13 protein-coding genes are annotated in these 12645 nt (G+C 63.7%); 9 read left to right on the forward strand and 4 right to left on the reverse strand.

Annotation, left to right across the window (positions count from 1 at the left end; genetic code table 11):
• Complete coding sequence (locus tag L2I41_RS09390; protein WP_237153285.1) at positions 1-615, reverse strand: shikimate kinase; 615 nt, start codon at positions 613-615, stop codon at positions 1-3.
• A gap of 152 nt (positions 616-767) precedes the next feature.
• On the opposite strand from L2I41_RS09390, the gene L2I41_RS09395 reads away from it, so the two are divergent.
• From L2I41_RS09395 to ppa, 6 genes are all read left to right on the forward strand, one after another.
• A complete protein-coding gene (locus L2I41_RS09395; protein WP_237153286.1) occupies positions 768-950 on the forward strand; it encodes a hypothetical protein in 183 nt (60 codons plus the stop codon).
• Positions 951-954: 4 nt separating this feature from the next.
• Complete coding sequence (locus tag L2I41_RS09400; protein WP_237153287.1) at positions 955-1887, forward strand: site-specific tyrosine recombinase XerD; 933 nt, start codon at positions 955-957, stop codon at positions 1885-1887.
• Positions 1888-2089: 202 nt separating this feature from the next.
• Entirely contained in the window at positions 2090-3049 is a 960-nt protein-coding gene (locus L2I41_RS09405; protein WP_237153288.1) for an acetyl-CoA carboxylase carboxyltransferase subunit alpha, read from the forward strand.
• A gap of 279 nt (positions 3050-3328) precedes the next feature.
• Positions 3329-4864 (forward strand): L,D-transpeptidase family protein, encoded by a 1536-nt coding sequence (locus tag L2I41_RS09410; protein ID WP_237153289.1) that lies wholly within the window; start codon positions 3329-3331, stop codon positions 4862-4864.
• 58 nt (positions 4865-4922) lie between these two features.
• Positions 4923-5444, forward strand: coding sequence for a GNAT family N-acetyltransferase (locus L2I41_RS09415; RefSeq protein WP_237153290.1), 522 nt, complete (start codon positions 4923-4925; stop codon positions 5442-5444).
• 108 nt (positions 5445-5552) lie between these two features.
• The gene (ppa, locus tag L2I41_RS09420; protein WP_237153291.1) at positions 5553-6086 is read left to right on the forward strand and encodes an inorganic diphosphatase; all 534 of its coding nucleotides are present in this window, start codon (positions 5553-5555) and stop codon (positions 6084-6086) included.
• Between the two features lie 74 nt (positions 6087-6160).
• On the opposite strand, the gene msrB is transcribed toward ppa, so the two are convergent.
• On the reverse strand, positions 6161-6565 hold the full coding sequence (gene msrB / locus L2I41_RS09425) for a peptide-methionine (R)-S-oxide reductase MsrB (RefSeq protein WP_237153292.1): 405 nt from the start codon (positions 6563-6565) through the stop codon (positions 6161-6163).
• A 264-nt stretch (positions 6566-6829) separates the two neighbouring features.
• On the opposite strand from msrB, the gene L2I41_RS09430 reads away from it, so the two are divergent.
• Both L2I41_RS09430 and phbB read left to right on the forward strand, forming a co-directional pair.
• Positions 6830-8011: an acetyl-CoA C-acetyltransferase gene (locus tag L2I41_RS09430; protein ID WP_237153293.1), complete on the forward strand. Its 1182-nt coding sequence runs from the start codon at positions 6830-6832 to the stop codon at positions 8009-8011.
• A gap of 151 nt (positions 8012-8162) precedes the next feature.
• Positions 8163-8891, forward strand: a complete 729-nt coding sequence (gene phbB / locus L2I41_RS09435; protein ID WP_237153294.1) for an acetoacetyl-CoA reductase — start codon at positions 8163-8165, stop codon at positions 8889-8891.
• 102 nt (positions 8892-8993) lie between these two features.
• Here phbB and L2I41_RS09440 read toward each other — a convergent pair whose 3' ends face one another.
• The gene (locus L2I41_RS09440; protein ID WP_237153295.1) at positions 8994-9686 is read right to left on the reverse strand and encodes a response regulator transcription factor; all 693 of its coding nucleotides are present in this window, start codon (positions 9684-9686) and stop codon (positions 8994-8996) included.
• 120 nt (positions 9687-9806) lie between these two features.
• Here L2I41_RS09440 and L2I41_RS09445 point away from each other — a divergent pair, with 120 nt between their 5' ends.
• A complete protein-coding gene (locus tag L2I41_RS09445; protein WP_237153296.1) occupies positions 9807-12125 on the forward strand; it encodes a sensor histidine kinase in 2319 nt (772 codons plus the stop codon).
• A gap of 30 nt (positions 12126-12155) precedes the next feature.
• On the opposite strand, the gene L2I41_RS09450 is transcribed toward L2I41_RS09445, so the two are convergent.
• Positions 12156-12371 carry a DUF3329 domain-containing protein gene (locus tag L2I41_RS09450; protein WP_237153297.1) on the reverse strand — a complete coding sequence of 72 codons (216 nt, stop codon included), beginning with the start codon at positions 12369-12371 and terminating at the stop codon, positions 12156-12158.
• Positions 12372-12645 lie beyond the last annotated feature (274 nt).

Genomic DNA, 12645 nt, shown 5'->3' on the forward strand with positions numbered 1-12645 from the left:
TCAAGCTCCGTTGGCTTCCTTTTCGAGCCACGCATCGAGCGCAGCCAGCACCGCATCCACCATCTGCTCGTGCGGAACATCGCGCGAGAGTACCGTAATGTCAGCTTCCGCATAGACGGGATAGCGGATCTCCACGAGCCGCCGCAACGTGCCCTCGGGATCCTCCGTCTGCAGCAGCGGCCGGTTGGCCCGCCGCTTGACGCGGTCGAACAGCAGATCCCACTCGGCCTTCAGCCAGATGGAAATGCCGGTTTCGTGGATCGCCTTGCGCGTCTCCGCATTCATGTAGGCGCCGCCGCCGGTGGCGATCACCTGGCAGCGATCGCGCAGGAGACGGGCGATCACCCGCTTCTCGCCCTGGCGGAAATAGTCCTCGCCATGCTCGGCGAAGATCTCCGGAATCGTCTTCTTGGCGGCGGCCTCGATTTCCACGTCAGCGTCGGCAAACTCGACGCCGAAACGCGTCGCCAGCCGCTTGCCGACCGAAGTCTTGCCGGCTCCCATCATGCCCACCAGCACGACACAGCGCCCGGCAAGGCGCCGAAGCACACGTGCGGCCATGTCTTCGCCTGTGGCCGGGCCATCCCCGGCGGGAAGGGTTTCGAGATCGTTCATGAATAAGTGTCTTGGTTGGGCGGACCGGCTCTGTCAAGACGTGCACCCCCGGATGCGGTCCTCGCCCCCGTCTTTCCATGAGCTGAACGCGACGACGGCGGGACGTTGCAGGTTCAGCAGAGCGTTAACCTCATCCGCCCATAATCGGCTCCATGCCTTCGCTGATGCGCTTTCTGAGAACTGTTCTGCTAGGGGCGCTGGTCATCGCCGGCGTGCTGCTGGCGCTTGCCTATCTGGTGCAGCCGCGCACGCGCCCCATGACCGAACCGGTGGACAACGCCCCCCTGCACGCGCCAGCCGCCGGCCCGGTCAACACCCCGCAAGAGGCGAGATGACAGCATGTCCGACCAGCATCTGATCGAGGCCTTCCTGGAAGCGGCCAGCGTCGAGCGCGCCGCCTCGCAGAACACGCTCGACGCCTATACCCGCGATCTCGACGACTACACCACGTTTCTGGCCCCGCGCGGACGCACCGTGATGACCGTCGGACGCGAGGACGTCGCCGCCTATCTCATCGATCTGTCGCACCGCGGCTTTGCCCGTTCGACCCAGGCGCGCCGCCTGTCGGCCATCCGCCAGCTGCACCGCTTCCTCTATGACGAGGGGCGCCGCACTGACGACCCCACGACCACCGTCGACCGGCCGAAGGCCCAGCGCGCGCTGCCCAAGGTCCTGTCCATGGACGAAGTCGGCCGGCTGCTCGATCTGGCGGGTGAAAACGCCCTCCGCCCGACGGAAAGCGAGCAGGACGCCCTCAAGGCCACCCGCTTTGCCGCCATGCTGGAGATCCTCTACTCCTCGGGCATGCGCGTATCGGAACTGGTCGCCCTGCCCGCCACCGCCGTCCGCGCCGACACGCGCGCCATCACCATCACCGGCAAGGGCAGCAAGGACCGGCTGGTGCCGATCGGCGGCAAGGCGCGGACCGCCATGCTCGCCTTCCGCGATCGCCTCAGGCAGGCCGGCAAGCACGCCGGCAGCCCCTGGGCCTTTCCCGCCTTCAGCGAGAGCGGGCACGTGACGCGCCAGAGCTTTGCGCGCGAACTGAAGGATCTCGCCGCCAGCCTCGGCATTGCGCCGGCCAAGGTGTCGCCGCATGTGATCCGTCACGCCTTCGCCAGCCACCTGCTGTCCAACGGCGCCGACCTGCGCGTGGTGCAGGAACTGCTGGGCCATGCCGACATCGGCACCACGCAGATCTACACCCATGTGCTGGAACACCGGCTTGCCGCGCTGGTGGCCGACCACCACCCGATGGCACAGGCAGGATAACTCCTGACGTCGCGGACAACGAACCCGACCCGTGCTATGGTCCCGCCCGAAAAGGCGAACGACAAGCCACAGAAATGCCCCGTTTCGGGTGTGATTGCCGTTGACAGGACGGCAATCCGAAGCCAGTGTGCGCCGCCGCGAAGCCGGCCCCTTCCCCTCCCCGGAAGACGGCCCCGCACGTAGCCACGATTGTGAGTACCGGATGCGAAGCTACCTCGACTTTGAAAAGCCCGTCGCCGACCTTGAAGGCAAGGTCCAGGAGCTGAAAGCTCTGTCGCAGAGCGGCGATGCCGTGGCGATCGGTGACGACATTTCCAAGCTCGAGGCCAAGGCTGCCCAGGCGCTGATCGATCTCTATGCCAAGCTCACCCCCTGGCAGAAGGCACAAGTCGCCCGCCACCCGGACCGTCCGCATGCCGTGCATTACGTCGGCCAGCTGATCGAAGACTGGACGCCGCTCGCCGGTGACCGCAACTTCGGAGAGGACGCCGCCATCGTCGCCGGCCTCGGCACCTTCCGCGGTCGCCCGGTGGCCGTGCTGGGCCAGGAAAAGGGTCACGACACCCAGACCCGCATCAAGCACAATTTCGGCATGGCCAAGCCCGAGGGCTACCGCAAGGCCATCCGCATCATCGAGCTGGCCGACCGCTTCGGCCTGCCGCTGCTCTCCTTCGTCGACACCGCCGGCGCCTATCCGGGCATCGGCGCCGAGGAGCGCGGCCAGGCGGAAGCCATCGCCCGCTCGACCCAGGCCTGCCTGCGCGCCGGCGTGCCGGTCGTCTCGGTGGTGATCGGTGAAGGCGGTTCGGGTGGCGCCATTGCCATCGCCACCGCCAACCGCGTCTTCATGCTCGAACACGCCATCTACAGCGTCATCTCGCCCGAAGGCGCCGCCTCCATCCTGTGGAAGGATTCGGCCAAGGCGCAGGACGCGGCCATGGGCATGCGCATCACAGCCCAGGATCTGTCCAAGTTCGGCATCATCGACGGCATCATCGCCGAGCCCGTCGGGGGCGCCCATCGCGATCCCGAAGCCGTGGTGACCGCTGTCGGCAACGCCATCGAGAAGGCATTGGACGAATTCAAGTCCAAGTCGCCCGACGAGATTCGCAAGGCCCGTCACGCCAAGTTCCTGGCCATCGGGCGCGACCTCAAGGCGTAAACAGCCTGTCTGATCAGGGGCTTGTCCGGATATCAGCCGCTCCTTGGTGGAGCGCGGGCGCCAACTTGCAACAAAATTTGATGCCACGGACACCGCCGGGCATTATATGCGGTAACCATTCGCTAACCATGACGGATGAGGATGGCGTACTGTGAAAGCGTGGTGCACACCGCCGCGCTGTTGCCGCATCTTCCGCCTATGGACGGGGGCAGTTGCAAATCGCGCGGATCGCGCGCACTGTTGGAACAAGCCTTGGACAAAGCCGCTCAGATATCGATCATGCCCGTTTCTTCCAAGCTTCAGGACAGCGTTGGCACGCGTCCATTGTCGGCCGTCAAGAGCGCGATCCGCCCGCTGCTGAGCCGCATTGCCCGGATCGGAGCCGCCGTCACGGTAGCCGCCCTGCTGGCTGCCTGTCAGGCCGACGAGATGGGCTATGGCTACGGCCCGAAGGACCAGCGACCGGTCTCGCGCAGCACCCAGGCGCAGATGGACAAGCTCAACATGAGCTCGTCCTCGCCAGTACTGATGCGAATCTTCAAGGAAGAGAACACCTTCGAAGTCTGGAAGATGGACAAGACGGGGCGCTACGCCCTGCTCAAGAGCTATCAGATCTGCAAATGGTCAGGCAAACTCGGCCCCAAGGTCAAGGAAGGCGACCGCCAGGCGCCGGAAGGCTTCTACCCGATCTCGCCGGGCCTGATGAACCCCAACTCGGACTGGTATCTCGCCTTCAACACCGGCTTCCCCAACGCCTATGACCGCGCCAACGGACGCACCGGCACCGCGCTGATGGTGCACGGCTCCTGCTCCTCGCGCGGCTGCTACGCCATGACCGACCCGCAGATCCAGGAGATCTATGCGCTGGCGCGCGACGCCTTCAAGGGCGGCCAGAAATACTTCCAGCTGCAGGCCTTCCCCTTCCGTCTGACGGCGGAAAACATGGGCAAGCACTGGGACGACCCCAACATGCCCTTCTGGAAGATGCTGAAGGAGGGCTATGACACCTTCGAGCTGACCCATCAGGAGCCGAAGGTCGACGTCTGCGGTCGGAAATACGTGTTCAATGCCAATCCCGCTCAGCCGCTGAACACCATCGAGGCCTGCCCGGCCGATCTCGGCCAGCCGCCCGCGCTCTTGGCCTCGCTGCAGGCCAAGGCCAAGGCCGACGAGGCCAAGGCGGTCACGCTGTTCGCCGAGCTTGAGGAAAAGCGCAAGGCTGACGAAGAGCACAAGATCCAGATCGCCCAGGCCGCCGAGGAAGCCAAGCGCAAGGCCGAAGAGCGCCGGCTTGCCGCCGAGCGCAATCCCGGCGTGCTGAACTCGCTGTTCGCCTCCGCCGCCGATCCCGATGCCGGCATCGCCGTCGGCCCGGTGATTGTGCCGGCCACCGGCGCACCGATTCCCGCCACCGATCCGCGCGGTTCGGCCCTGCACGCCATGGCGCTCGCAGAGCCCGATGCGCCGCAGCAGCAGTCGTCCACGTTCTCGCGCCTGTTCTCCTTCGGCTTCGGCGATGACACCCCGGCTCAGCCCGTGGTGCAGCCCGTGGCAACGGCGCCGATCGTTCAGGCGCCGGCCGTGGGGACGCCGACGGTTATGGCGCCGGTGACCGCAAAGGCGGGCAAGCCTGCGCCTGCACTTCCCGGCGTCGCCGCTCCGCAGGTCATGGCCGCCCAGCAGCCGCAACCGGCCTGCGCGCCGCCGGGGGCCATCGCCGCCCCGGGAACGCCCTTCTGTGCCGTCAGCGTGCCTGCCGCGCCGCCGCCGCAGGAGAACAAGGGATTGCTCGGCCATATTGCCGGCTGGTTCTGATCACCCGGCCTGCAACTTTCCCCTTCCGCTCGCGGGCGGGCCAAGTTAAGCTTCGGCCATGAGCATAGTTTCGATCGATGTCCGTCGCGCCCGAACCGAGGATGCCGCCGAGATCGCGGCCGTCCACGATGCTGCCTGGCGCTATGCCTACCGCGGAATCCTGCGCGGGATCGACCTTGAGCGCATGATCCAGCGCCGGGGCCCGGCCTGGTGGGAAAAGGCCCTGAAGCGGAATGTCATGATGCTGGTGGTCGAGGTGCAGCACCGCATCGTCGGCTACGCCACCCTCGGGCCGAGCCGCATGCACAACCTGCCCTTCGGTGGCGAGATCTACGAACTCTACGTCACGCCCGAGTTTCAGGGCGTCGGCCTCGGGCGGCGCCTGTTCGAAGCCGCCTTCGAGACGCTGGAACGCATCGACCTCAAGGGCCTCGCCGTTCGCGCCGTCAAGGCCAATGACCTGGCCGTTGGCTTCTACGAGCATCTGGGCGGCCGCCCGGTGGCTGAATCAGGTGAAACCATTGGCGATCGCGAGTTGGCTGTGGCCATTTTCGGCTGGCCGCCGATCAACGCCGATTGATCCCGTAACGTTCACTGTGCTGCGTCGCACAAGGTCCGACTTGCCTTTGTGAACCGATTGCGGATAAGAAATTCTCCGGACGGACACATTTTTCCCCCAGGAGCCAAAATGCGTATTGACGCTGTACCGATCGGCAAGAATCCGCCGCATGACATCAACGTAATCATTGAAGTGCCGCTCGGTGGCGAACCGATCAAGTATGAAATGGACAAGGAAGCCGGCGCCATGTACGTCGACCGCTTCCTCTATACGTCCATGCGTTACCCAGGCAATTACGGCTTCGTGCCGCACACCCTGTCCGACGACGGCGACCCGATCGACGTGGTGGTGATCAACACCCGCGCCATCATCCCCGGCGCCATCATGAACTGCCGCCCGATCGGCGTTCTGAAGATGCAGGACGAGAGCGGCCATGACGAGAAGATCATCGCCGTCCCCTCGTCCAAGCTGACCAAGCGCTACGAGAAGATCAAGGGCACGGCCGACCTGCCAGAGATCACCCTGCAGCAGATCGAGCATTTCTTCGAGCACTACAAGGATCTCGAGCCCGGCAAGTGGGTCAAGGTCATCGGTTGGGGCGACGCCGAGGAAGCCGGCAGCCTGATCCTGCAGGCCATCGAGAACGCCAAGACCAAGAAGTGATTGCACTTCGTGTCTGAAGCTCGGAACGCCCGGCCTTTGCCGGGCGTTTTCATTTGCAACGCAGCCAGATCGGATCACGCCGCCGGCACGAAGGTGAGCGCAACGCCGTTGATGCAATAGCGCAATCCGGTGGGCGGCGGCCCGTCGGGGAAGACATGGCCGAGATGCGAGCCGCAGCGGGCGCAATGCACCTCCGTCCGCACCATGTAGTGGCTCGTGTCCACCTGCGTCTCGACCGCGCCATCGACCGGATCGTTGAACGACGGCCAGCCGGTGCCGCTCTCGAACTTGCCGCCAGACGCAAACAGCGGCTGGTCGCAGCCGGCACAGACGAACTGCCCCTGCCGCTTCTCGCGCAGCAGCGAACAACTGCCCGGCGGCTCGGTCCCATGCGCCCGCATGATGCGATATTGTTCGTCGGTGAGGCGCTGCCGCCATTCGGCTTCGGTCCTCGTCACGGGAAAGACTTGCTCGGACACGATTGAACACCCTCCATTTCGTGGCTTTCGCCCATCATCATTTGGGCTAATACGCATATGTCGCAGTTCGACCTTAGCAGCAAATTCCGCCTGCTAACTACGACTTCAGGCGCAGGTTATCTGCCAAATATGGTGTCGACGCGAGACATCACCGCCTTCGGCCAAGTTGACATCCGCGTGAATGCTGACTGTACTGTTCCCAAGAACCGCGGACGCGAGCCAAGACGGCGACCGATCGCAAAGCAATCTGCCGGGAGGAAATCAATGAGCAGCAGGACCGACATCGTCATCGTTTCAGCCGGCCGTACGGCTGTGGGCGCCTTCAATGGCGCCTTTGCCGCGACACCAGCCCATGACCTCGGTGCTGCCGTCATCGCCAATGTCGCCGCCCGCGCCGGTGTCGCCCCGACCGAGATCGATGAAGTCATCCTTGGCCAGGTGCTCACGGCCGGCCAGGGCCAGAACCCGGCCCGTCAGGCTGCCATCAAGGCCGGCCTCGCCATCGGCTCGACTGCCTGGAGCCTCAACCAGGTCTGTGGCTCGGGCTTGCGCGCCGTCGCCCTTGGCGCCCAGCAGATTGCCGTCGGCGACGCCACCATCATCGTGGCGGGCGGCCAGGAAAACATGTCGCTGGCCCCCCATTGCGCGCATCTGCGTGCCGGTGTGAAGATGGGCGACTATTCCATGGTCGACACCATGATCAAGGACGGCCTGTGGGACGCCTTCAATGGCTATCACATGGGTATCACCGCCGAGAACGTGGCCAAGGCCTTCGAGATCAGCCGCGAAACGCAGGACCACTATGCGGTCGCCTCCCAGAACAAGGCCGAGGCTGCGCAAGCTGCCGGCTTCTTCAAGGAAGAGATCGTTCCGATCACCATCAAGGGCCGCAAGGGTGACACCATCGTCGACGCCGACGAGTATATCAAGCCCGGCACCACCTATGACGCCATCGCCAAGTTGCGCCCCGCCTTCGCCAAGGACGGCACCGTCACCGCCGGCAACGCCTCGGGCCTCAACGACGGCGCGGCCGCCGTTCTGCTGATGAGCGCTGCGGAAGCCGATCGCCGCGGCCTGACGCCGATCGCCCGCATCGCCTCCTGGGCGACCGCCGGCGTCGATCCCGCCGTCATGGGCACCGGCCCGATCCCTGCTTCGCAGAAGGCGCTCGCCAAGGCCGGCTGGTCGGTCGGCGATCTCGATCTGGTCGAAGGCAACGAGGCCTTTGCCGCCCAGGCTTGCGCCGTCAACAAGGCCATGGGCTGGAACCCCGACATCGTCAACGTCAGCGGTGGTGCCATCGCCATCGGCCATCCGATCGGCGCCTCGGGCTGCCGCATCCTGGTCACCCTGCTGCACGAGATGACCCGCCGCGACGCCCACAAGGGCCTTGCGACGCTGTGCATCGGCGGCGGCATGGGCATTGCGCTGACCGTCGAGCGCTGATCCCTGTCTGCAGTCCCCGAGCGCGCGCCTGGCGCCGATCGGGGACTGCGCCAGATTGAGTGGCTTGAGCAGACCACGCTCCAAGGCTTGAACATCGCAATCAATAAATAACTGGCTTCGCGTTCAAACGCAGCCGGAAGAGGGGAAAACCATGTCCAAGGTCGCAGTCGTCACCGGTGGAACCCGCGGCATCGGCGCCGCCATTTCCAAGGGGCTGAAGGAAGCCGGCTATACCGTCGCCGCCACCTTCGCCGGCAACCGCGAAAAGGCCGAAGCCTTCAAGGCAGAGACCGGCATCCACGTCTATCAGTGGGACGTTGCCGACGAAGCCGCCTGCAAGGCGGGCCTCGCACAGGTCGAGGCCGAACTCGGCGCTGTCGAGGTTCTGGTCAACAACGCCGGCATCACCCGCGACGGCATGTTCCACAAGATGACCTTCGACCAGTGGAAGGCCGTCCTGTCGACCAATCTCGACAGCATGTTCACCATGACCCGTCCGGTGATCGACGGCATGCGCAACCGCGGTAGCGGCCGCATCATCAACATTTCCTCGATCAACGGCCAGAAGGGCCAGATGGGCCAGACCAACTATTCGGCCGCCAAGGCCGGCGTGATCGGCTTCACCAAGGCGCTCGCCCAGGAAAACGCCTTCAAGGGGATCACGGTCAACTGCATCTGCCCGGGCTATATCGACACCGAGATGGTGCAGGCCGTTCCCGAGGATGTGCTCAAGAAGATCGTCGGCCAGATTCCCGTCGGCCGTCTCGGCAAGGCCGAGGAGATCGCCGGCCTCGTCGCCTATCTGGCGTCCGACATCGCCGGCTTCATGACCGGCGCCGTGCTGACCATCAACGGCGGCCAGTATATCGCCAACGGCTGATCGCGATCAGCATCGGCTGGTCGGGCTGCGGTTCGCTCGCCAGGGCCTTGAAACCGGCAGCCCTCGGGAAGCTTCGGTCGCCTTCGCGACCGGAGCTTTTCCTCAATCGGTCCCGGCCTTGGCGCGAAAGGCAAAACCCACACCCTGCAGGGTCTGCAAGGGCAACGCCGTGCCGGTACGGAGCTTCACCTTCGAGCGCAAGCGCGACAGGAGGACGTCGAGCGCTCGCCCGGAGGAACTCGCATTCCCCGGTTCCGAGATCAGCGCCTGAAGTTCCGCCCGGGTGACAACGTTGCCACCGGACAGCACGATGCGATTGAGCAGCAGGGCCTCGCTCCGCGTGAGACGGACGCGCGCGCCATCGGGCGCAACCAGCTCGAGCGCCGCCCGGTCGAGAACCCAGCCGTCAGCGCCCGCCAACCCCGGCTTGCTGGGGCGGCGTCGTTCCGCAAGGCTGTTGATCGCGGCGGCCAGCTCACGGCAATCCACAGGCTTGACCAGATAGAGATCGGCACCGGAATCATACCCGTTGACGCGATCATCGGTGGAATGCCGAACCGTCACCAGGATCAGCGCAAGATCGGTCTCCGCCCGCAACTGGCGGATCAGCGAAAAGCCGTCCTCGTGCGGCAGATTCACGTCGACCACCGCGACATCGAAGGACTCGGAGGAGACCCGCATCATCAGATCAAGGCCGCTACTCAGACCCACGACTTCGTGCCCAACCAGGGAAAGATAGTCGACAAGGCTGTCGCGCAAATCGGTGTCATCCTCGACAACAATCACCCTCGGCATCGTTTATCCTCGGCAAGTCAAGGCATTGGAGTGTTGCGGCATCGATTTTGCCCCACCTAAAGCCACACATCCCCTCGGGGTTAAGCCCAAATACCTCACCTCAAACTGAAATGCAAATAATTGCATCGACTAAATCATAGGCGCGAGGATCTGAAATTTTTTCCCGATGTCAATGTTTTACGTCGGCAAGATCATGGCATCGATGATTGTAACATACATGAAATGCACTCAATCAGGGTATACGTAGATTCTGCCATCTCCGATGTTGCAATGGATCCTGCGGCAGGCAAGAAAGAGAATCCGGGCATCAATGAGTTTCACACAATGTTGCGACTGCTGCTGCGCCTTTTACCTCTGATCGCAACCATCCTGATGGCAACCAACGCAGGTGCCACCGTAGAACCCGCACGAATCAATCTGGCGGATGGGGCGGAAAGCTGGTCGCTCATCGGCCATGCCGACTTTTTCCAGCAACCGCACTCGTCACTGACCCTGGACGACATCCTCGATCACGGCGACACGCTGGACTTCCAACCGATTGTCTCCCCAATCTCTCTGGGACTGGTCGACGCCGATGTCTGGATTCGCATGGTGATCGACGGACGCGGCAATGCGGCGCCTGTGTATCTGGCGATTCAGCCGGCCGTTCTGAGCGGCATCACCATATTTGTGGAAAACGGCAAGGATGGCGCGGGACGCCCGACCTTCCTTCCGCAAGAGATCGGCAACGATACGCCTCTGCCCGTTCGAGCCCGTTTTGCCGCGGTCCGCGCCGCAGAGATCATACCGCTTGAAGATCGTCCTACTACGGTCTTCCTGAAGGTCTGGGCACGGACCAATCTCAGTGTCCACGGGACGGTCTACAGCAGCAACGCCTTTATGACACAGGTATCATACTACAACCTGAGCATTGGCTTCTTCGTTGGCTGCTTCGCCATCCTGACGATCCTGAACTTGATCCATTGGCTCTATATCCGCGACCGCGATTACGCCCGCTATGGCATATTCACAGGCGCGATGTGCCTCTTCATGATCTGCTCCGTCGGCATCGGCCCTGACATCACCAGCAGCCTCAACAGCGAACTCATCCGCGAAATGCTGCTGCCGCTGACAATCATCCTGACGGGGACCGTCGTTGCCGGGGCCTTGAACACGCGCCCCTCCCGCCTTGTGCGCTACGGCCTCCGGTTTTGCCTGCTGGTCACCGGCACCTGCATGCTGTTCTGGCCCTTCGTCGGCATCAAGCAGATCATGATCTATCTCTATGCGCCGGCGATCATCGTGCTGCTGATTGGCATGATCGGCAGTTTCCGCCTGGCCCTCGTTTCGCGCGCCATGATCGACTGGCTCGGCGTTGTGGCCTTCTCAGCGCCCTTCGCTGGCATCATCGTGCTGCTGTCGCGCGAAAGGGGGCTGCTCCCCGCCGAAGTCTGGACCGACCTCGCCTTCCAAAAGGGCGTGCTGATCTTCGCCTGCTACCTGACAGCCTCCATGGCCATCAAGACCCATCGTCTGTGGAACGAACAGAAGCAGGCAAAGGACGAGGCCATCCGGCTGTCGCGCCTGTCCGAGATCGAGGCGCTGCGCCTTGTGGAGACTCGAACGGCCGAACTGCGCCTCGCCAAGGAAACCGCAGAACTGGCGCTTGCCGCCGAACAGGCGAGCAAGCACGAGCAAATCCGTTTCATCGACGTCGTTGCCCATCAGTTCAAGACACCGCTCGCCATCATCAAGTCCAACACGGCCTCGATCATGATGTCACTGGCCCCGCTGGGGAGCGACAACCAGGCGCGTTTCACACGCATCGACCGGGCCATCGGCAGGCTGGTGAAACTGCTCGACATCACCGCCCATCGCAGCCGGCTCAGCGGCTTTGCCGCCAAGCCGGCGCACTGTGCCGTGAAACTCTCGAACTTCACCCGCGACATCGTCGCCACCAAGTTCGCCCTCATGGGGGAAGGTCGCAGCATCAGCATCGCCGGGCACCTGCCGGAGGTGACTGTCCTTTTCGACCCCACCTACCTGGAACTTGTGCTGGCCAACCTGATCGACAATGCGGTCAAATTCTCACCGCCCGAAGCACCGGTGGTGATCACCTGCAGCTATGTCGGCGATATCGTTGAATGGACCGTGACCGACGAAGGCATCGGCATTCCCGAAGAAGAGCGCGCCCGCCTCACCGAACGCTTCTTCCGGGCAAGCAACTCCGGCAACACGGTAGGCATGGGCGTTGGCCTGCACATGGTGGAAGTCGCCGTGCGCGCCCACGACGGCGAGGTTCAGTTCCATCGTCGCGAGGATCGGGGCAGCATGGTCGTCGTCCGGATCCGCGCAGCGGAAGTGCCGGACATGGGGGACGTGTTCACCGATCCGCCGGAACGACCGCAGACAGGCGGCCCGCAGCCCACGCTTCACAACGAGTCTTCCGGACACGCGTGATGCCATGCGCGAAGGTTGATGAACCGGCGCTCAGTCCTTCGTCCCATCGGCCTTCTCGCTGCCATGCGGCCAGCGCACCAGGAACAACAGGGCGGCGTAGACAAACAGGGCGCCGGTGATGATCATCCAGGTGCTGTCGCGAAACACAAAGGTCTCAATCGCCGTCCAGACGCCAAGCGCCACCACCAGCACCACACGCCGCCAGAGCGGCCGATAGAACGGATGGTCGACATCAACAATCTTCATGGCCCGACCTCGCGCCTGGTCCGCAACAATAACCAGCGCCGTCGCGAACGCCCAGATAAGGAAACTTGGTGCCCAGGCCGGACTCGAAAAGACCAGGTAACCAATTGATTCTGCAGGCCCCATATAACTCAACCTCTCCAGGATACCCCCATTTGTACCCCCGAAGGGAAGAGGTACCCCGATGCCTGAAGCAGTTGGGACGCGCTGAAACTGAGTAACCTCTCGACGTTACAAATGCAACGCAGATGGAACACGTGCCGAATCAGGTCGCGAG

Origin of the sequence: Oryzibacter oryziterrae (genome assembly GCF_021864535.1) — a bacterium.
In the GTDB taxonomy this organism is placed as follows: Bacteria; Pseudomonadota; Alphaproteobacteria; order Rhizobiales; family Pleomorphomonadaceae; genus Pleomorphomonas; species Pleomorphomonas oryziterrae.

Excerpts from the sequence above, each read along its gene's own strand:
- L2I41_RS09395 (WP_237153286.1), top strand. The coding sequence starts at position 768 with ATGCCTTCGCTGATGCGCTTTCTGAGAACTGTTCTGCTAGGGGCGCTG.
- phbB (WP_237153294.1), top strand. The coding sequence starts at position 8,163 with ATGTCCAAGGTCGCAGTCGTCACCGGTGGAACCCGCGGCATCGGCGCC.
- L2I41_RS09450 (WP_237153297.1), bottom strand. The coding sequence starts at position 12,371 with ATGAAGATTGTTGATGTCGACCATCCGTTCTATCGGCCGCTCTGGCGG.
- L2I41_RS09415 (WP_237153290.1), top strand. The coding sequence starts at position 4,923 with ATGAGCATAGTTTCGATCGATGTCCGTCGCGCCCGAACCGAGGATGCC.
- L2I41_RS09410 (WP_237153289.1), top strand. The coding sequence starts at position 3,329 with ATGCCCGTTTCTTCCAAGCTTCAGGACAGCGTTGGCACGCGTCCATTG.
- L2I41_RS09440 (WP_237153295.1), bottom strand. The coding sequence starts at position 9,686 with ATGCCGAGGGTGATTGTTGTCGAGGATGACACCGATTTGCGCGACAGC.
- ppa (WP_237153291.1), top strand. The coding sequence starts at position 5,553 with ATGCGTATTGACGCTGTACCGATCGGCAAGAATCCGCCGCATGACATC.
- L2I41_RS09430 (WP_237153293.1), top strand. The coding sequence starts at position 6,830 with ATGAGCAGCAGGACCGACATCGTCATCGTTTCAGCCGGCCGTACGGCT.
- L2I41_RS09390 (WP_237153285.1), bottom strand. The coding sequence starts at position 615 with ATGAACGATCTCGAAACCCTTCCCGCCGGGGATGGCCCGGCCACAGGC.
- L2I41_RS09400 (WP_237153287.1), top strand. The coding sequence starts at position 955 with ATGTCCGACCAGCATCTGATCGAGGCCTTCCTGGAAGCGGCCAGCGTC.
- L2I41_RS09405 (WP_237153288.1), top strand. The coding sequence starts at position 2,090 with ATGCGAAGCTACCTCGACTTTGAAAAGCCCGTCGCCGACCTTGAAGGC.